This is a genomic window from Streptomyces sp. So13.3, assembly GCF_005860785.2.
GTDB classification, from domain to species: Bacteria; Actinomycetota; Actinomycetes; order Streptomycetales; family Streptomycetaceae; genus Actinacidiphila; species Actinacidiphila fildesensis.
Genome location: NZ_CP048835.1, coordinates 8,409,608 through 8,427,339, shown reverse-complemented (window position 1 = coordinate 8,427,339; position 17,732 = coordinate 8,409,608). Strand labels below are relative to the sequence as shown.

The following is a 17,732-nucleotide window of genomic DNA, read 5'->3' as shown; positions in this document are numbered from 1 at the left end:
TGGCACACCGCCGGAATGGGGTGTGAGACCCGCGTCACGTCCGCCGTGTGCCGCTCAGGAACAGGGCCGCGAGGACCGCTCCGGCCAGCGCGAGGGCCGCGTTCACCAGGACCGCGTTCCCGATGCCGTCCAGCACCGCGCCCGTGCCGGACGAGACGGTGATCCCGGCGGTGGCGATGGCGCTCATGACCGGGGCGCCCATGGTGATGCCGACCTGCTGGGTCATGGTGGCCAGCCCGGTCGCCATGCCCTGCTCGGCGTCGGGGTTGCCGGAGGTGGCGGTGACCATGAAGCCGACGATCACCAGCATGTTGCCGATCCCGCCGAGGAAGGTGCCCGCCAGCAGCAGCGCCATCCAGCCGCGGTCGTCGCCCAGCGCGACCAGCGCCACCGTCGCCACGGCCTGGACGACACCACCGGTCACGAGGGTGGCCCTGGTGCCGATCCGGCCGATCACCCGGGCCGCGACCAGACCGCCGGCGACGGTGCCCAGGCCCAGCACACCGAAGGAGAGACCCGCCGCCAGCGGGGAGAAGCCGAGCACTTTCTGCAGATAGAGGGTCATGAGGAAGACCAGCGAGGTCTCGGTGACGAAGGCGATGAGGCCCGCGACGTTGCCCCAGATCACGGTGCGGCGCCGCAGCATCGCCACCGGCACCAGAGGAGCGGACGCGCCCTTCTCGACGAGGTAGAACACGCCGAGCAGTACGGCGCCGGTCGCCAGGGAGACCAGAGCCACCGGGTCACCCCACCCCTTCTCCCCCGCGGTGGTCAGCCCGAGGACCAGGGCGAGCAGGCCGAGGGTGACCGCGATCGCGCCGGGTACGTCCAGCCGCGGGCGGACCGCCGGGCGGGTCTCCTTGATCACCAGCGGGGCCACGATCAGCACCGCGACGGCGACCGGCACGTTGACGAAGAACGCCCAGCGCCAGGAGAGCAGGTCGGTCAGTACACCGCCGAGGACCGCGCCGGCGGTGAAGCCGGCCGACATCAGGGCGCCGTTGAGACCGAGCGCCTTGTCGCGGAGCGGGCCCTCGGGAAAGGAAGAGGTCAGCAGCGACAGCCCGGCCGGGGTGACGGCCGCGGTCGCCAGCCCCTGGGCGACCCGGGCGGCCAGCAGCATGCCAGGGCTGACCGCCAGCCCGCCGACCAGCGAGGAGACCCCCAGCACCGCCAGCCCGGCGAGGAACAGCCGGCGGCGGCCGACGATGTCGGCGATCCGGCCGAACAACAGCGTGAACCCCGCGGCGGCCAGCGCGAACGACGTACCGATCCACTGCAGGTCCGTCAGCGGGAACCCGAGCCCCTGGCCGACCACCGGCAGCGCCACATTGAGAATCGAGAAGTCCACGGCCAGCATGAACTGCGCGACCAGCAGCACCACCAGGACCAGCCGCAGCCGGCCCGTCATCCGGTCGGGCACGGACTCCCGTACGGACCCGCCGGCCGGCGCCTCCACGCCGGCCGGCACCCCTTCGACAATCGCCATCGTCCCGTTCCCTCCGGATACCGGGCCCGCCGCACCGATCGTGCCGCGGGCTCCCGGAAGGAATACTTCGCCGCCCGGCGCGGCCGACCCAGCCCCCTGTACCGCGTACGCACGCGGCACGTACCAGCGCGGTTCCTACCACTGGCAGGGTCTGGACCGGCCGCCCCGGAGGCACGGCGAAGGGCCGGAACGGATCAGGAGACGGGCACCAGCTGCCACTGCTGGTTGCTGCCGCCGTTGGCCGGCCACTGGACGACCGGCGCCTGGTCGGCGGTGGACGCACCGCTGACGTCGGCGAGCTGGCCGCTGTCGCGGCCCTCCAGCGTGTAGTAGCCGCCACCGCTGGGGACGATCAGCCATTGCTGGTGGGCGCCCCCGTTGGACGTCCACAGGTCGAGTTGCGTCCCGGCGACCTTGGCGGCGCCCGGTACGTCGAGCGCTTTGCCGCTGGCCACTCCGGTGACGGTGTAGTAGCCGCCCGCGGCCGGAGTGATCTTCCACTGCTGGTTGCCGCCGCCGTTGCGGGTCCACTGGATGATGGGCGTGCCGTCGGCAGTGCCCTGCTCGGCCGCGTCGAGCGCCTTGCCACTGTTGCGGTTGACCAGCGTGTACGTACCCGACACGGCGGCCGGGGAGCCGGGCGTCACGCTGAGGTTGTCGAACTGGGCGGCCACGTACCCGGCGGTGCCGATACCGACCTGACCCGCCCCGTAGGAGTCGTCGGTGACGGAGCCGGCCTTCGTGCCGTCGATGGTCGCGGCGATGGTGCGGCCGGCGAAGGTGAGCGCGAGCCGGTGCCAGCTGCCGGTGCCGGGCGCGGCGACGGTGCCGGAGGCGAGGGTGGTGACCGCTCCGGTGGCGCTGTTGCGCAGGATGGACCAGGCCCCGGTGTTGGTGAGTTTGAGGTAGTAGGCGTTGATGCTGCCCGGGGAGAAGCCCTTCTGGGTGCCGACCCGGCCCATCAGCTGGACCGCGCCCGCCTGTTCGAGCATCGCGTCGGCCGACACGGTGTAGTCGGACCAGCTCAGGTCGCCGAGGGTCGCGTACGGGTCACTGCCGCTGTCCCAGGTGATGGGGGTCGTCGTGGCCATCTGCCGTACGCAGGTGCCCGTGCGGCCCGCGCCGCAGGCCGCGCCCTCGAAGGAGCCGTTCATGTCGGCCAGGTACCGGGCCTCGCCGCCGTGCCGGGTGGACTGGAAGTCGTCGGAGTAGGGCAGTGCGAGCAGCCCGCGGGTGGGTGAGGCGGCTGTTCCGGCGCCCTGTCCTGCAGTGGTGGTCACCGAGTACACCCGGCCCGGCTGCAGGGTCAGCTGGTAGGCGCCGTTGACGGGTGTGAGGTCGGCGGTGTGCACGAGGTAGTCGCTCTGCCGGCCGGAGGCGAAGTCGCTGGACCAGACGTGCACCGTGCCGCCGGGCAGTCCTCCGGCGGTCTTGAGGCTGACGGTCTGCGCGGCCGTGGCGTCGAGGGTCTCTATGACGGTGCTCCAGGCGGTCTTTCCCGGTGACTTGTAGCTGACATAGCTGCCGTTGGCCCGGTCGCCGCCCAGGTAGCCACTGCCGGAATCCAGGTACTGCCACCCCGGCTGGGTGAACTGGGTGGTGTGCGCGGTGGCCCAGGTGCTCTTTCCGACGCTGTACGTACCCGACCAGGGCTGGGTGGCGGTCAGCATTCCGTCGGTGTTGTACGGGAGGTTCTGGTAGAGCGCGGCGGCCAGCGGCCAGTTGATGAACGCGGAGAACTTGGCGTCCAGATAACCCCTGTTGATGGCACGGGCGATGGGCGCGCCACCGGTGTTGTAGTCCTCCGAACCGTTCTCGCTCGCCCACAGCTGCTTTCCGGTCGCCAGGGCGTCTGAGGTGGTGGAGCAGGACGTCATGGCGGACATGTAGCCGCAGGGGTAGTGCGCGCCGACGATGTCCACGGAGGCGGCGAAGGCCGCGTCGCCGCGGATGTCCCCGGCGACCGACCAGTCGGAGTCCGCGCCGACGATCTTCGTCGATCCGTATCCCTTCGCGGCGAGGGTCGCGTGCAGATTCTCGTACCAGGCCTTGTTGTAGCCGCGCTCGTTCCAGCCGCCCAGGTAGTCGATCCGGAGTCCGTGCTGGGTGGCGCAGCCCATCCAGGCGATCAGGTAGTCGATCATGTCCTGGGACCAGAAGTTGCCGTTGCCGATCCAGCCGGGCGCGCCCCAGGCGAGGCCGTACAGCTTCACCGCGGGGTTGCGGGCCTTGGCCTGTTCCATCAGCCACCACTCGTACCCGGTACCGCAGTCGACGGTGCCGCGGGTGTGCTCATGGCTGGGCTCGGCGCCGTCGGTGGAGTTGGTGTCGCCGCCGATCTCGACCTTGAAGATCTGCAGCGCCGCGCCGTAGCCGGGCTTGAACAGGTAGTCCAGGATCTGGCCGCGCTGCGGCTCCGGATAGTCCGCCAGCAGCCGCGAGTTGCCTCCGCCGCCGCTGATCGCTCCGACTCCGTCGAAGATCCGGCCGGCGGAGTTCCCGTCGACGGCGATCGCGGTGTTCACCGCCGCGTGGGCGGGCGGGGCCTGCAGGACGGCGAAGGCCGCCATGACGAGCACGAGCAGTACGGTCAGGGGCGTTCGCAGGGTTTGTAAGGTGCGCGGGTGCGCTACGGCGCGCTGTTGCGGTACGGCGTGCGGGCTTCGCATACGCGGGGCTCCTTCTTCGCGGCCGGACAGAGACGGCCGTTGGGGTTTGTGGAGAAGGGTTGCGAAAAGCGAACAGAAGACAACTCAGTCCACCGCCATCGGACGGTAAGACCGTGACCGTGTCCCGTCAACAGTTCGGACAACAGCGGATGCGTCCCCCGAACGGGGGTATACGGCCCGGAGAGACGCCAGTACCGCACACCCGGCGGTTAACCTGGCGCCTTCCTGATGTACAGCGCCACCGACACCGACAGGGAGGACGAAGATCATGCCCGGCACCACCAGCGGCCCGAGCCAGTCCACCGACAGTCCGCAGCAGAAGCCCTCGCCCGTGCCCGTCCAGCGCTCCGACTCCGCCCAGTCGGCGCACCGCCGCTTCATGCAGCGCTCGAAGTGGTAGGACGCGGCGCTCCGCGCTGACCCGCGCCCCGCACCCTCGGCCGCGCCCCTGGCCGCGCCCCGGCGAACGGTCAGATGTGATCAGGCAATGACCAATCGCGACCCTTCCTGAAAACGGAAGGGCAACTTCCTTACGCCATCGTTCACTTCCGCCGGCGCATGTCGCGTCCGGAAGCAGACTCGCTAGCTTTGCCACGACTCCGGTCCGCGGAAACAGCGGTACGGGTCGCAGAAAGCGAGGGGCGATGCCTGTCTGGGATGAGGTCCATCCCGCCACGATCTCCGTGCAACGCATGCGAGCCGGCGACCACTGCTTCGTCAGCTACGGCGACGACGAGTCGAACTGGGATGTGCTGACCACCTTCGCCTGGACGGGGCTGGCCCGCGGCGAGAAGGTGATGGTCTTCGCCGCTCCCCAGGTGAGCGATGACGAGGTGTGGTCCCGGCTGGAGGCCGACAGCCCTTCGATGGCCCGGGTCAGAGCCCGCGGCCAGCTGGTGCTCACCAGCATGCGGTCGCTGATCCGCCCCGACGTCGGCTTCACCCCCGAGCGGCAGTGGCAGCGGATCCGCGAGGAGACCGCCCTCTCGGGCCGGCAGGGGTACACCGGGCTGCGCACCTTCATCGACATGCACTGGGTGCCGGACCTGGACGCCGACATCGACGTGATGATGCATCGCGAGTCCCACGCCGGGCACCTGTTCACCGACGGCTCCTACAGCGAGATCTGCGCGTACGACCGCCGCTGGTTCGACGAGGACGTCCTGGCGCGGATGTGCCGGGCACACCCCGTCAATCTGCTCACCCGGCTCGGCGAACTGCGAGCGGTGCACGGGGACGGCTCGCTGCGGCTGATCGGCGAGGCGGACCTCGCCACCGGCGAGCAGTTCGGTGCCGCCGTCGGCGAGGCGCTCACGCGCACCGCGGACGCCCGCAAACTCGTCGTGGATCTGACGCAGTTGAGCTTCCTCAGCGTCCGGTGCGCCGACGACCTCCTCCGGCTGGTTCGCGCCGCCGACGGCCACGACCGCGTCGAGGTCCGCTGCGAGAGCGGCCAGCTCCGCGTACTGCGCGCGCTGGGCGAGCACGGCTCGGCCCGGCTGGTGCTGACCGGGATGGGGCGCCGATGCTGACCGACCCGGCCGGCGGCCGTGCCGGCGAACCGGCGGAGTGCCTGCTGAAGGTGGCGTTCACCGGGGAGGACCTGCCACGGCTGCGGGTCCTCATCGAGCAGCGCGCGTCCCTGGCGGGGCTGTCGGAACCGCGCCGCGGCGAGTTCGTCCTCGCCATGGACGCGCTCGCCTCGAACGTGGTGGAGCACGCCGGCGGGGACGGCGCCCTGGCGCTGACCAGGGTCGGCGACGAACTGGAGTGCCGCATCAGCGATTCCGGTCCCGGCTTCTCCGAGGACGTCATCCCCGAGCTGGCGCCCGGGATCAACGGCGGCCCGGCCGGCCGCGGGCTGTGGCTCACCCGCCTGCTCGCCGACCGGCTGGTGATCGCCGCGGCCTCCCCCGGCGCTGTCGTGACCTTCGCGATGCGACTGGCCTGAGCAAGAACCGGCTGTCGCATCGCGGCACGGCCGGCGGTGGCTACAGGGCCGCTGCGGCCGGCTCCAGCGCCAGCTCGCGGACCACGCCCATGTCGCTGAACGGAAGCAGCTCGTCACCGATGATCTGGAACGGCTCGCTGCCCTTGCCCGCGACGAGCACGACGTCGTCGGGACCGGCGACGGACAGCGCGTAGCGGATCGCGTCCCGGCGGTCGGTGATCCGCTGGAACGGGATCCCGGTGTGGACCAGGCCGGGGGCGATCTGGTCAAGGATCCCCTCGGGGTCCTCGTAGCGCGGGTTGTCCGAGGTGAGGACGCACAGGTCGGAGAGCTCGCCGGCGATGGTGCCCATGGCGACGCGCTTGGTGATGTCCCGGTCGCCGCCGCAGCCGAAGACGGTGATGACCCGGCCGGCCGCGAAGCTGCGGATGGTGGTGAGGACCTTCTCCAGCGAGTCCGGGGAGTGCGCGTAGTCCACGATCACGCAGGAGCCCTGCGGGGTGGTGTAGCGCTCGAAGCGGCCGGGGGTGGGCGGCATCCGGTCGAGAGCGCTGACGAGGCCCTGCAGGTCGTGGCCGAGCAGATGGCACGCCGCCAGGGTGGCCAGCGCGTTCGCCACCGAGAAGCGGCCGGGGACCGGGATCGCGGCCGGGTACTTGCGGCCGGCGTGGTGCAGCGTGAAGCGGCTGCCCGCCGCGTCCACGACCAGGTCGGTGGCACGGTAGTCCGCCGGGGCGTCCAGGGCGTACGTGGTCACCGTGTCCGGCATCAGCGCGATGATCTCGGCGCTGACCGGGTCGTCGGCGTTGACCACCGCACGCCGGCACAGCCCCTGGAACAGCCGCATCTTGGCGTTCTTGTAGTGCTCCATCGTGCCGTGGTCGTCCAGGTGGTCCTGGGTCAGGTTGGTGAAGACGCCGACGTCGATGAACACGCCCTCGACCCGGCGCTGCAGCAGCCCCATCGAGGTCGCCTCCAGCACCACGCTGGGCGTCCGGCGGTCACGCATGTGGCCGAGCAGGTACTGCAGGTCCGGTGCCTCCGGGGTGGTCAGCACCGACCTCGGCATCGGGATCGACTCGTCGCCGATCCGGCTGCCCGAGGTGCCGATGACGCCGACCTTCACGCCCTCGGCGATCCGCAGGACCGCCTCGACCATGTACGAGACCGAGGTCTTGCCGTTGGTGCCGGTGATCGCCACGACGTCCATCGCGCGGCCGGGCTCACCGTAGTAGCGCGACGCGACGACCGCGGCCAGCGCGCGGATGTCGGTCACCCGGACCACGCAGACCGCCGCGGGCAGGCCCGCGAGGTGCGGGGCGTCGCCCTCGGCCAGTACCGCGACCGCGCCCAGCTCCAGCGCCCGCCCGATCAGCTCGGGGCCGCCGTCCTCGTGGCCCGGTACGGCGATGTACAGCGAGCCGGCCGTCACCCGGTGGGCGTCGAAGCTCATTCCCGCGGTGATCGGCGTCGCCGGGTCGCCCTGGAGTACGTGGTGGTCGTGACCGTCGAGCAGTGCACTGAGTTTCACAACTATCCCCTCGGAAGCGGCCGGTGGTGCACTGCGGGTGGCCCGGCCTGTCGGCAGGGGTGAGGGCAAACCGGATACCGCGATGATGACCATGACCCGGCGTCCCGGCACCGGTCGTCCGGTACCCGGCTGCCGGGGATCGTGCTGTCGGCCGGGTGCGGACCCGCTCCGGCGCAGTGCGGTGCACATGCGACGCGGAAGCCGGGGCACCGGCGGTGGTACGCGTGAAGGCGAGCGGTCCCCACAGGGGGGCGATCTGCGTGCGGACCGAAGGGCCGGATCGGCCGAGGACCGCTACCTGTCACTGCGCAACAACTGCGGCGTGCGTCCGGACCGGCTCAGGACCCGTTCCGGGGTCGGCCGAGTTCCGGGCGGCAGCACTCTCTGGTCTGGCCGCAGACGGTTGGATACAGGTGGTGCATACAGGTGGCCGGGCGGAGCAGGGGCCTGCCCGACACCTCTTCAGTGTACGTCCGACCCTGCCACCTGCGGCCATGGTGCCAAATGCTGACATTTCGCCATGTCGAAACTCCCTGGCCGCGTTGCGGCGGGACCGTCCTCCACCGGCCCTCAGCGGCCGACCGCGGTCAGGTCCACACACCAGTCGTTGCACCGGATCGGGTTCCCGGGCGGGTACTCGAAGTCGCAGACGGAGACCAGGGTGAACCCGGCCTTGCGGCAGATCGCGTTCGAGGCGGGGTGGTCGACGGACGGGTACGCGTGCAGGGACCCGTGCGTGCGCCGGGCCGCGGCGTCGGCGATGGCCGCGGTCGCAGCCGCCACCGCGATCCCCCGGCCCTGGTACCCCGGCAGCACACCCCAGCCGGTCTCGTACACCGTCTCGCCCTGCCAGACCCGGTCCCAGTACCCGATGGTGCCGACCGTCACGCCCTCCGGGAGCAGGACGACGCTGAACATCCGTCCCGTTCCGGCGCCTTCGATGTCCAGGTAGCGCTGATGGCGTACGAGCAGCTTCTCCTCGGGTTCCGGGCCGCCCAGGTGCTCCGTCATCTCCGGGGAGTTCGTCAGCCGCAGCAGCTCCAGATCCCGCTCCGCCCAGGTCTCGAGCCGCACCTGCGCCGTGCCGGCCGCGTCGCGCCGTTCGGACATCGCGCCGTTTCCTCTCCTTGGATCCTGGGCCGTCACACGCCCGCCCGGTGCTCCTGCGGCCGGATGCCGCGGACCCGCTTGAAGGCGGTGCTCAGGGCGAACGCGCTTCCGTAGCCTACTTTTCTGGCCACCGAGCCGACCGTGGCATCGGGCTCCCGCAGCAGGTCGGCGGCGAGCGACAGCCGCCATCCGGTGAGGTACGCCATCGGCGGCTCGCCGACGAGTTCGGTGAACCGCCGGGCGAGCGCGGCACGCGACACCCCGGTCTTCGCCGCGAGCGTGGCCACCGACCAAGGGTGCGCCGGGTGGTCGTGGAGCAGCCGCAGCGCCTGGCCCACCACCGCATCGGCCAACGCCACGTACCAGGTGGGCGCTTCGGCCTCCGGCCGGGCGAACCACGCTCTGACGAGGGCGATCAGCAACAGGTCCAGCAGCCGGTCGAGGAAGACCTCCTGACCCGGCTCGTCGCGGACGATCTCCTCGCCGAGCAGCGCGACGAGCGGGCAGTCCCAGGAGTCGGCGGGCATCACGAGGAGCGTGGGCAGCGCTTCCAGCAGCCGCCGGCTGATCTCGCCGTCCATCGCATAGGTGCCGGTGAACATCATCGTCGCGCCGTCCGGGCGGTTGCCCCAGGTACGAACCCCCAAGTCCATGGTCTCGCACAGCTCGTCGCCCTCCGTGGAGGTGGAGAGCTGCCCGGGGTGGATCACGATCCGCGGCGGCGTGTCCGGAGTATCGGCGACGGTGTACGGGGCGGGGCCGCGGACAACGGCGATGTCGCCGGGGCGCAGGCACACCGCGGCACCGTGCTCGGGCAGCACCCACGCCTCGCCGCGCACCAGGGAGATCAGGGTCAGCGGAGCGCGGTCCTCGATCCGCAGCGACCACGGCGGGTCGAGGACCGACCGCATCAGGAATGCGCCACGGGCCCGGGGCCCGTCCAGGAGACCGGCGAGTGCGTCCATGTCTTTCAGCCTAGACGTCCGGGTGGACGCACGCGTATGGAGTTGAGGCTCTGCATCATGGCCGGTCCTGGCTGTTACGGCTTGACTGTCCTCATGACCGATCAGCCGCACGGCGGCCCGGCGGTCCGCTGAGGGAGGTTTCGACGATGGACGAGTTCCGCACGGTCGCACTGGTGGGCGCCACGATCACCACCGGGTTGATCGCGGGCCTGTACTACGGCTTCGCCTGCGCCGTCATGCCCGGTCTGCGCAGGGCCGACGACCGGACGTTCGTCGACGGCATGCAGTGGATCAACGTCCGTATCCTCAACGGCTGGTTCGCCCTCGGCTTCGGCGGGTCACTGGTGCTCACCCTGCTGGCCGGGGCGCTGCACCTGCCGGGGGACGCCCCGGACGGTCCGCTGCCCTGGATCGGCGCCGCTGCCGTCCTGTACGTGCTGACGCTGGTCTCCACGTTCGCGGTCAACATCCCGCTCAACGACGAGCTCGCCGCGGCCGGCGACCCGGGGTCGGCAGGCGCCTCCGCTCTCGCCGCGGTCCGTGAGCGCTTCGAGACGCGGTGGGTCCGCTGGAACCTCTTCCGCGCGGTGGCCGCCACGGGCGCGCTCGGCTGTCTGATCTGGGCGCTGGTGCTCTACGGGCGGGCCACGCCGTAGGTCCTGTCGCACCGACGGGCCCGGCGGAAGGCTCTCCACCGGGCCCTCCCCCAGCTACCGCTGGGAGGTGCCCCAGTCGTTCCCGTCAGGGAATCCAGTAGTTGCCGGAGACGACGATCATCGACTGGAGCTGCACACTGCCGCCGTAGTAGAGCGAGGCGTCAAGGGGCGTGCCGGCCAGCTTGTTCCACAGGGCGTCGAGCCAGGCCTGGGAACCGGGGTCGGTCAGGGCGGCGACCGCGAACGGTGCGGTGAAGGCCATGTCGTGGCCGCTGTCGAACGTCGATCCGTTCAGGTGGTAGCCGGTCACGATGCTGGCGGGGTTGCCGCCGGTCCTGGTCTTGATCCAGGCGTTGAGCTTGCGGGCCGAGGCGAGGGACGCCGGGTCACCGCTGGTGACGGCGTCGGTCGCCACCCGCCAGGGGTCACGGCAGGCGTTCCATCCGAAGTCCCCGTCGTTGGGGCTTTCGAGCACCTCTCCCGCGGCGGGCTTGGGGGTGGTGTTGGTGTTGACGACGAAGTCGGCGAGCAGTCCGGTACTGGGCGCGTAGCTCGCCTGCTGCTGGGTGATCAGGTTCTGGTGGGCGGTGCGGATGGTGTCCCAGGCGCTGTCGCCGGTCGCGGTCCTGAAGGCGCGGAAGTGGTCGATCAGCCAGTCGGAGGACCGGGTGATCCAGTGGTGGGACTCCCCGGAGCCGCTCCAGTCGCCGAGCAGCATCAGGTGAGTGGTGGAGTTGACCTCACTGGCCTTGATGGCGTTGATGTGCTGGACCGCGAGGTTCTTGTAGTTGTAGGTGCCGGTGCTTCCCCACTGCCGGTCGGCGAGCAGCAGGCCGTACGCGACGTCGAGATCGCCGTCGGTCGCGGAGTCCGAGCCGTCGACGCTCTTGCAGGAGCTGTCCTGTTCGGCGGCGAGCAGGTTGGGGTTGTTCACCGACGGGTGCGCGAGCATGAACTTCACCAGGCCGTCGAAGACGGTCTTGGCATTGGTGTCGGCGCCCGCCATCAGCGCGGTGACGACCATGCCGTAGCCCTGGCCCTCGGCGACGTACGGGTGGTCGGCGTCGGGCGAGATGACCTCGTACCAGCCGTTGCCGCAGTTGTGCTTGACGAAGGCGGCCTTCCACTGGTTGTAGGTGGTGACGACCGCCTGGTCGATGGTGCTCTGCGCGCCCGAGGGCTTGAGGGTGCCCGCGGTGTACGGGAACTGGTGGCTGCCGAACGGCACGGTGGGTCCACCGCCGCCGCCTCCGCCCTGGGGGTTCGCGTCGAGGTAGTCGAGGTTGGGCCCGCCGTTGGCGGTGGTCGCGGTGGCGCGGATCTTGTTGCTGCCGGCCAGCAGCGTCGCTGTGAGGGTCCTGGTCTGCCAGGTGTCCCAGGAGCCGGTGCCCGCGAAGGAGACCCCGGACGCGACGGTCGTGCCGTTCACCGCGATGTCCATGGGGCGGTTGACCGTGGTGCCGTTGGCGAAGCCGAGGACGAGGGTGCCGCTGCCCGCGGCGGCCGCGGTCACGGTGAACTCCACGGAGGAGCCGGCGATGTTGGTGTAGTCGACGAAGCCGGTGCCGGAGAACCCGGTGTGGTTGGTGGCGACGGAGGACTGCGACAGTGTCGCGTTCTCGGCCTCGTAGCGGGTGGTGGCCGCCTGGGCTTGCGGTACCTCGGCGGCCAGCGGCAACAGCAGGCCGAGCGATGCGGTCAGGGTCAGACCGAGGAGTCTTCGGGGGATGGGGATGCGCACGTGGGGACCTTCCCTCAGGACAGCGGGACGGGACGCGGGACACGGTTAGGAAAGTTTCCTAACCAAGAATGCATGGGAGCGCCACGCGGGCCTTCTGTCAAGGGGCCCCGGGAGAACCGTTAGCCGATCGCGGCGAACGGCCCTCCCGGGGCGATCCCGCTACCCCACGTCCAGATGGTCGAGATTGGGCGCGCCGGTCGCCGTGGTCGCGGTCACCCGGACGGTGTTGGCCCCGGCGTGCAGCGCCGCCGTCAGCGTCGAGTCGGCCCAGGTGTTCCAGTCGCCGGTGCCGTTGAACGCCCTTGCGGACATCACGGTCGTGCCGTTGACCGCGATGTCCATCGGACGGTTGACCGTGGTGCCGTTGGCGTACCGGACGGCCAGCGGTACGTTTCCGGCGGCCGCCGCGTCGACCGTCCATTCCACGTACGCGCCGGACGCGTTGCCGGTGTTGACGAAGCCGGTCCCGGTGTACCCGGTGTGGTCGGAGTCGACGGAGCTGCCCGCGGAGAAGGCGGCGGCCTCCGCCTCGTAGCGGGCCGGGGACGGACCGGTGCTCCCGGTCGCGTACCCGGACCCGATCCAGGTCTCGTCGATGCGCAGCCGCTTGTAGCGCGCGGTGTCGGTGGAGGCGGCGTAGGTGCTGGTCACTTGGAGGCGGACATGACGGGTGGTGACCGCCGGGATGTCGATGGTCGCGACCCCGCGGGCGCTGGGCAGGGTGCCGGACTTCACCGGGCTCCCCCACGTGCTGCCGTCGCTGCTGACGTACACGTTGTAGCCCTTGATGCGTGCCGACTGCTCGGTGGCGGAGCGGGCGTAACTGACCGAGTCCTCCCGCTGGTTGATGCCGACGTACCGCACCGGCTTCGACGATCCGAGGTCGAAGTCGAGCCGCACGGGCAGCGTCTGATTGCTGTCCCAGTACGTCAGATAACTGCCGTCGGCCGCCGCCGGGGCGCCGTGGCCGCTCGCCGAGGCACTGGCGCTCATCGTGTACGAGGAGGCCGGATAGATCCCCGTACGGCCGTCGGCGGTCACCTTGAAGACCGTGTCGTACGGATCCCAGCCGCCCAGCCCGGTCAGGGTGAGACTGCCGCCGGACTGGCTGAAGGCGATGGGCGCGCCGGTGCGCAGATCGGTGACGGCGGAGATCCGGTACCCGTTGTCGCGCAGGCGCAGCGTGCTCGTCGACGGCGGGGTGACGACATGGATGTACTGCCGGTCGGGGTCGGACGTGCTGATGGTCGTGACGCCGCGGGCGCCGTCGTTCCAGGCTCCGGGTTGCAGGCCGCCGTACAGATAGCCGCCGCCCTCGGTGCCGTGCAGCGATTCCCAGATCGGGTTCAGATAGCTGTTGGCGAAGGTGTTGAAGGCCTCCTGGTTCGACGGGAACCTGCCGTTGACCTGGGCGGTCTCGGCCATCAGCGCCTTCACGGACGATCCGGCGTTGGTGATGAGCCGGCCGAGGGTGAGGGCCCGGTCGACGGCGGGGTTGGAGCCGTCGTACCACCAGGCCCCGGTGGAAGGCAGTTTGAAGTCGGCCTCGGTCAGCCGGGGGCCGGCGGTGTAGAGCGCCTGCGGGTAGTCGTACGCCGGGGACATGCCGGTCTTCTGCTCGTTGCTGATCATGTCCATGATGGGGGTGTCTTCGTTGTTGTTGCTGATCGTGTAGTTGGGGCGCTTCTGGTAGATCTGGGCGTAGAGGTTGTGGCTCTCCCAGTACGCGTTGTCGTTGTCGATCCAGAACCCGCCCAGGGTGGGATAGCGGTTCATGACCTCGAAGAAGTTGTCGTAGGAGAACTCCCCGAAGCCATCACGGGTGGTGAGGTCGACGGTCTTGCCCTTGTACGACGAGTAGGCACCCGAGTTGAGCCACTCATGGCCGCCCTCGGCATGCCACTGCGGGTCGTCGGTCATATAGAGGATGACCTTCAGGCCCTTCGCGCTCGCGGCGGTGATCAGTTCGCCGAGGAAGTCGCGGTGGGTACTGCAGCTGCCGGGGATCGCCGACGGCCACGGCCGGGCGTAGCCGAGCCGGCTGTGGAACGTGGCGAGCACCAGGTACTGCGCATGCAGCTTCTGGGCCTCGTTGACCCAGTACGCCGGGGTCCAGCCGCCGTTGGTGACATCGGACTCCCACTGGGCGCAGTCGGTGTGCGCCGGGGCGGTGCGTTCGCCCCAGTGCAGGAACAGCCCGCTGGTGGAGCCGCGCAGGAAGTCCTGCCGCGGGTTCTGCAGATCGGCGCGCGCCGCGGTGCCGGGCAGCAGCAGGGCACCGAGGATCAGCGCGACCACGGCCAGCAGCCGCACGAACGTCCTCCGGTCCGCCCTCCTGTCCATCGCGTTCATACCGGACCGTCCAGGTAGTCGAGGTTGGGGCAGCCCGCCGCGGTCGGCGCGGTGGCGCGGATGGTGTTGGCTCCCGCGCGGAGCGGGACGGTGACGACGGCGGTGTGCCAGGTGTTCCAGCTGCCGGTGCCGCCGAAGGCCGTGCCGGCCGGGACCGCGGCGCCGTTGACGGTGATGTCCATCGGGCGGTCGGCCGTGGTGCCGTTGGCGTAGCCGAGGGTGATGTCCGCGGTGCCGGCCTGCGCGGCGTTCACCGTCCACTGGACGTAGGCGCCGGCCGCGTTCGCGGAGTTCACGAACACGGTCCCGCTGTAGCCGGTGTGATCGGTGTCGACCGTGCCACCCGCGGAGTACGAGCCGTCCTCCGCCTCGTACCGCGCGGCGGACGGCGGCGCGCAACCGGCGGTCGAGCCGGTGGCGTTGACGCGCAGCGCCCCGCCGGTGGTGTTGGCACTGTTGGCGACGCAGTAGCCGGTGACGCCCTGGAAGCCGAGGTCGTACGGGCTGTTGGTGCCGCGCTGGGCGGTGAAGTGGTCGAACTTCACCGTGCTGCCGGTGTTGGCCAGGACGGCGGGCCGGCCGTCGTTGGCGGCGAAGCGCACCGAGCTGTCGGTGAAGGTGATGTTGTTGGCGTTGTGCAGGTACCAGCCGTAGGCGGGGCGGGTGCCGATGCTGTTCGGGTTGTAGTCGGTGGGGTTGTTGGACGGGACGGTGACCGCCGTGGTGCCGCTGCCGCCCGGGACGGTGATGTTGACGTTCCGGAACGTCACACCGTCGATGTGGTTGCCGCCGGACTCGCCCCACAGGGTCGGGCTGAACGCGGGCGAGGCGCCGGTCGCGGTGATGTTGTCGTAGGTGATGTCACTGATGTGACCGACGCCCGGGCTGTTGCCGCAGCGTTTTCTCGTGCCGATCTTCTGCATGATGGGTGAGCGCACACCGGTCATGGTGATGTCGCGGTAGTGGACGTCGGAGATGTCGGCGCCGTCCATGGAGACCATGCCGAGGCCCGACTTGTCGGCGCCGGTGATCGTGATCGCCTGGAACTGGTAGTCGGTGAAGTCCCCGCAGGTCTCGGAGCCGAACATCAGGGCGTTGCAGCAGCGCGCCGACAGATGTGAGTCATGCACGACGACATGGCCGTTGGGGAGTTTCGCGCCGAGCGCGTAGTCGCTCTTGAAGACGAGCGCGTCGTCGTTGGCGGCGATGTCGGCATGCGTGATGACGGCGTTGGTGGTGCTGATGATGTTCCAGCCGTCCCGGTCGCTCGCGGTGTCGATCGTCAGACGGTCCGAGGTCACGTTGGAACAGCCGTTGATGAGCGCGGCGAAGTGGCCGCCGCGCCGCAGGGTGATCCCGCTGAGCGTCAGGCCGTTGCAGCGCGTCAGCGAGATGATCTTGTCCGCCTCGCCGGCCTTCGGGTTGCCGGTGATGAGGTTGCCGCCGCCGTCGATCGTCCCGGATCCGGTGAACCCGATGTTGGTGAGCCGGTCGCCCCAGATCATGGCGTCGTGGAAATGGCTGTGCCCGTAGTCCTGGTACGCGTCGTACGGGTTGGACTCCGCCGCGTCGTAGGTGTCGGCGCTGGAACCGGTGAGCGTGGCGCCCGAGTCCAGCTGGAGGGTCACATTGCTCTTCAGGCGGATCGAGTTGGCGGACTTGTAACTGCCGGACGGGAAGCGGACGGTGCCTCCGCCGGCGGCATTGGCGGCGGTGATCGCCTTGTTGACGGCGGCCGTGTCGTTCGTCGAGCCGTTGCCCGTCGCACCGTAGTCCCGGACGTTGAACTCGGCGGCCGCCCGGGCCGCCGCGCCGGGTGCGGAACCGGGTGCGGAGCCGGCCGTGCTTCCCATGGCGGGTGCCTGCGCCAGTCCGAGAAAGACGAACAGGGCGAGACCCACGAGAACTGCGATTCGCTTCATCACGTCACTCCCCGGCCTTCGGCGAGCTGCTGCCGGTGGTCCCCCGGAGCTGCTCGTTCATGATCAGGAAGGCGCCGAGGCCGTGGAAGTCGTTCGTGGCCCGGGTGCGCCCGATGTAGTAGGCGTAGGTGCCGACGTTGGTCCCGATGGAGATGTCGGAGAGGTTGGTCCGGCCGTCGGTGCCGAGCGCGACCTTGGCCAGCACACCCTGGTAGCCGCGCCGCGCCACCGCCGCGTAGTGCGGGTCGATGTAGCCCTGCTCCGCCGCGCGCGACAGGGTGAAGGTGAACATGCTGGAGCAGGACGTCTCGGTCCAGTCGTCCGAGTGGGTGCCCTTGTCGGCGACCTGGAACCAGCGCCCGGTGGCCGGGTCCTGGTAGTGCTCGATACCGGCCGCCAGGTTGCGCAGGATGGCCAGCAGCCGGTCCCGGCGCGGCTGGTTCGCCGGGATGTTGTCGAGGACGTCGATGGCCGCCATTCCGTACCAGCCGACCGCCCGGCACCAGTACTCCGGGGCCAGCCCGGTGGACGGGTTCGCCCAGCTCGCGGTCCTCGACTCGTCGTAGGCGTGCTTGAGCAGGCCGTTCGGCTGCTGGAGATGGGTGCCGTAGACCACCAGCTGCTTGGTCGTCTCGTCGTCGGCGTACGCGGTGTCGTTGAACTCCCGCCCGTACTCGACGAGGAACGGGTTGACCATGAACGTGCCGTCGGCCCAGAGCTGGTGGGCGCGGCTGTCCGAGGTGGAGTGCCAGAATCCGCCGTCGGAGGTCCTGGGGTACGTGGCCAGCCGATTGCGGATCTTGGTGGCGGCCGTCCCGTACTTCGCCTGGCCGGTCTCGTGGCGCATGATCACCAGCAGCCGGCCGGCGAGCATGCTGTCCAGGTTGTTGAAGCTCTGGCCGATGGCGCCCTTGCTGTCGACGAACCGGTCCACCCAGCTCTTGATGTACGCCAGGTCCTTGGGGTTGTGGGTGCGCTGGTAGACGAGGTACTGGCCGTAGAGGTAGAGGCCTACGGGGTACGACCAGCCGCCGATCTGGCTGGGAGTGAAGCGCGCCATCGTCGAGTCGGTCATCGCGACCGACCAGTCGGTACCGGCGGCGGCGACGCCGGGAGCGGACACCGGAACCGGGGCTGGAACCGTGACCGAGGCTTTCTCGGGTACAGCCGCCGCCGGTGGACCGTTCAGCGCGACAAGCGCGGCGCAGGCCGCGAGCGCGGCCGTCAGAGCACGTAATCCGTTCATGATCCCCTCACCCTGAATCCCCTGCATCGGGGGCTGATCGGGTAGCAAAGGTTGGACCTTTAAACGGAATCTAGCAGCGCTGAAACATCTGTCAATAACC

The 17,732-nt window shown here is 70.0% G+C and carries 13 protein-coding genes; 4 read left to right on the top strand and 9 right to left on the bottom strand.

All coding sequences use genetic code 11. The annotated features are described in order from the left end of the window. Positions 1 to 34 precede the first annotated feature (34 nt). Positions 35 to 1,411, bottom strand: a complete 1,377-nt coding sequence (locus C8250_RS37570; protein WP_244809908.1) for an MFS transporter — start codon at positions 1,409 to 1,411, stop codon at positions 35 to 37. A 272-nt stretch (positions 1,412 to 1,683) separates the two neighbouring features. Then, a complete protein-coding gene (locus C8250_RS37565; protein ID WP_138355246.1) occupies positions 1,684 to 4,158 on the bottom strand; it encodes an RICIN domain-containing protein in 2,475 nt (824 codons plus the stop codon). A 268-nt stretch (positions 4,159 to 4,426) separates the two neighbouring features. Between C8250_RS37565 and C8250_RS44570 the strand changes: the two genes are divergently transcribed. From C8250_RS44570 to C8250_RS37555, 3 genes are all read left to right on the top strand, one after another. Next, positions 4,427 to 4,558 carry a hypothetical protein gene (locus tag C8250_RS44570; RefSeq protein ID WP_269288301.1) on the top strand — a complete coding sequence of 44 codons (132 nt, stop codon included), beginning with the start codon at positions 4,427 to 4,429 and terminating at the stop codon, positions 4,556 to 4,558. 292 nt (positions 4,559 to 4,850) lie between these two features. Then, positions 4,851 to 5,690: an MEDS domain-containing protein gene (locus C8250_RS37560; protein WP_232485124.1), complete on the top strand. Its 840-nt coding sequence runs from the start codon at positions 4,851 to 4,853 to the stop codon at positions 5,688 to 5,690. Continuing rightward, the gene (locus C8250_RS37555) at positions 5,684 to 6,109 is read left to right on the top strand and encodes an ATP-binding protein (RefSeq protein WP_138355244.1); all 426 of its coding nucleotides are present in this window, start codon (positions 5,684 to 5,686) and stop codon (positions 6,107 to 6,109) included. The genes C8250_RS37560 and C8250_RS37555 overlap by 7 nt, the downstream gene beginning before the upstream one ends. A 40-nt stretch (positions 6,110 to 6,149) precedes the next feature. Here C8250_RS37555 and C8250_RS37550 read toward each other — a convergent pair whose 3' ends face one another. From C8250_RS37550 to C8250_RS37540, 3 genes are all read right to left on the bottom strand, one after another. Beyond that, positions 6,150 to 7,640 carry a UDP-N-acetylmuramoyl-L-alanyl-D-glutamate--2,6-diaminopimelate ligase gene (locus C8250_RS37550; RefSeq protein WP_138355243.1) on the bottom strand — a complete coding sequence of 497 codons (1,491 nt, stop codon included), beginning with the start codon at positions 7,638 to 7,640 and terminating at the stop codon, positions 6,150 to 6,152. Positions 7,641 to 8,210: 570 nt separating this feature from the next. After that, positions 8,211 to 8,750, bottom strand: a complete 540-nt coding sequence (locus C8250_RS37545) for a GNAT family N-acetyltransferase (RefSeq protein ID WP_138355242.1) — start codon at positions 8,748 to 8,750, stop codon at positions 8,211 to 8,213. A gap of 32 nt (positions 8,751 to 8,782) precedes the next feature. Next, positions 8,783 to 9,715, bottom strand: a complete 933-nt coding sequence (locus C8250_RS37540) for an AraC family transcriptional regulator (protein WP_138355241.1) — start codon at positions 9,713 to 9,715, stop codon at positions 8,783 to 8,785. Between the two features lie 146 nt (positions 9,716 to 9,861). Between C8250_RS37540 and C8250_RS37535 the strand changes: the two genes are divergently transcribed. Continuing rightward, positions 9,862 to 10,371: a DUF1772 domain-containing protein gene (locus tag C8250_RS37535; protein ID WP_138355240.1), complete on the top strand. Its 510-nt coding sequence runs from the start codon at positions 9,862 to 9,864 to the stop codon at positions 10,369 to 10,371. A gap of 85 nt (positions 10,372 to 10,456) precedes the next feature. On the opposite strand, the gene C8250_RS37530 is transcribed toward C8250_RS37535, so the two are convergent. From C8250_RS37530 to C8250_RS37515, 4 genes are all read right to left on the bottom strand, one after another. Continuing rightward, a complete protein-coding gene (locus tag C8250_RS37530) occupies positions 10,457 to 12,112 on the bottom strand; it encodes a glycosyl hydrolase family 8 (protein ID WP_244809621.1) in 1,656 nt (551 codons plus the stop codon). 159 nt (positions 12,113 to 12,271) lie between these two features. Then, a complete protein-coding gene (locus C8250_RS37525) occupies positions 12,272 to 14,455 on the bottom strand; it encodes a discoidin domain-containing protein (RefSeq protein ID WP_232485121.1) in 2,184 nt (727 codons plus the stop codon). 5 nt (positions 14,456 to 14,460) lie between these two features. Beyond that, on the bottom strand, positions 14,461 to 16,386 hold the full coding sequence (locus C8250_RS37520; RefSeq protein WP_138355239.1) for a glycosyl hydrolase family 28 protein: 1,926 nt from the start codon (positions 16,384 to 16,386) through the stop codon (positions 14,461 to 14,463). A gap of 4 nt (positions 16,387 to 16,390) precedes the next feature. Next, the gene (locus tag C8250_RS37515) at positions 16,391 to 17,632 is read right to left on the bottom strand and encodes a glycoside hydrolase family 88 protein (RefSeq protein WP_138355238.1); all 1,242 of its coding nucleotides are present in this window, start codon (positions 17,630 to 17,632) and stop codon (positions 16,391 to 16,393) included. Between the last annotated feature and the right edge of the window lie 100 nt (positions 17,633 to 17,732).

Excerpts from the sequence above, each read along its gene's own strand:
- C8250_RS37540 (WP_138355241.1), bottom strand. The coding sequence starts at position 9,715 with ATGGACGCACTCGCCGGTCTCCTGGACGGGCCCCGGGCCCGTGGCGCA.
- C8250_RS37570 (WP_244809908.1), bottom strand. The coding sequence starts at position 1,411 with ATGACGGGCCGGCTGCGGCTGGTCCTGGTGGTGCTGCTGGTCGCGCAG.
- C8250_RS37565 (WP_138355246.1), bottom strand. The coding sequence starts at position 4,158 with ATGCGAAGCCCGCACGCCGTACCGCAACAGCGCGCCGTAGCGCACCCG.
- C8250_RS37525 (WP_232485121.1), bottom strand. The coding sequence starts at position 14,455 with ATGGACAGGAGGGCGGACCGGAGGACGTTCGTGCGGCTGCTGGCCGTG.
- C8250_RS37535 (WP_138355240.1), top strand. The coding sequence starts at position 9,862 with ATGGACGAGTTCCGCACGGTCGCACTGGTGGGCGCCACGATCACCACC.
- C8250_RS37520 (WP_138355239.1), bottom strand. The coding sequence starts at position 16,386 with ATGAAGCGAATCGCAGTTCTCGTGGGTCTCGCCCTGTTCGTCTTTCTC.
- C8250_RS44570 (WP_269288301.1), top strand. The coding sequence starts at position 4,427 with ATGCCCGGCACCACCAGCGGCCCGAGCCAGTCCACCGACAGTCCGCAG.
- C8250_RS37515 (WP_138355238.1), bottom strand. The coding sequence starts at position 17,632 with ATGAACGGATTACGTGCTCTGACGGCCGCGCTCGCGGCCTGCGCCGCG.
- C8250_RS37555 (WP_138355244.1), top strand. The coding sequence starts at position 5,684 with ATGCTGACCGACCCGGCCGGCGGCCGTGCCGGCGAACCGGCGGAGTGC.
- C8250_RS37545 (WP_138355242.1), bottom strand. The coding sequence starts at position 8,750 with ATGTCCGAACGGCGCGACGCGGCCGGCACGGCGCAGGTGCGGCTCGAG.
- C8250_RS37560 (WP_232485124.1), top strand. The coding sequence starts at position 4,851 with ATGCGAGCCGGCGACCACTGCTTCGTCAGCTACGGCGACGACGAGTCG.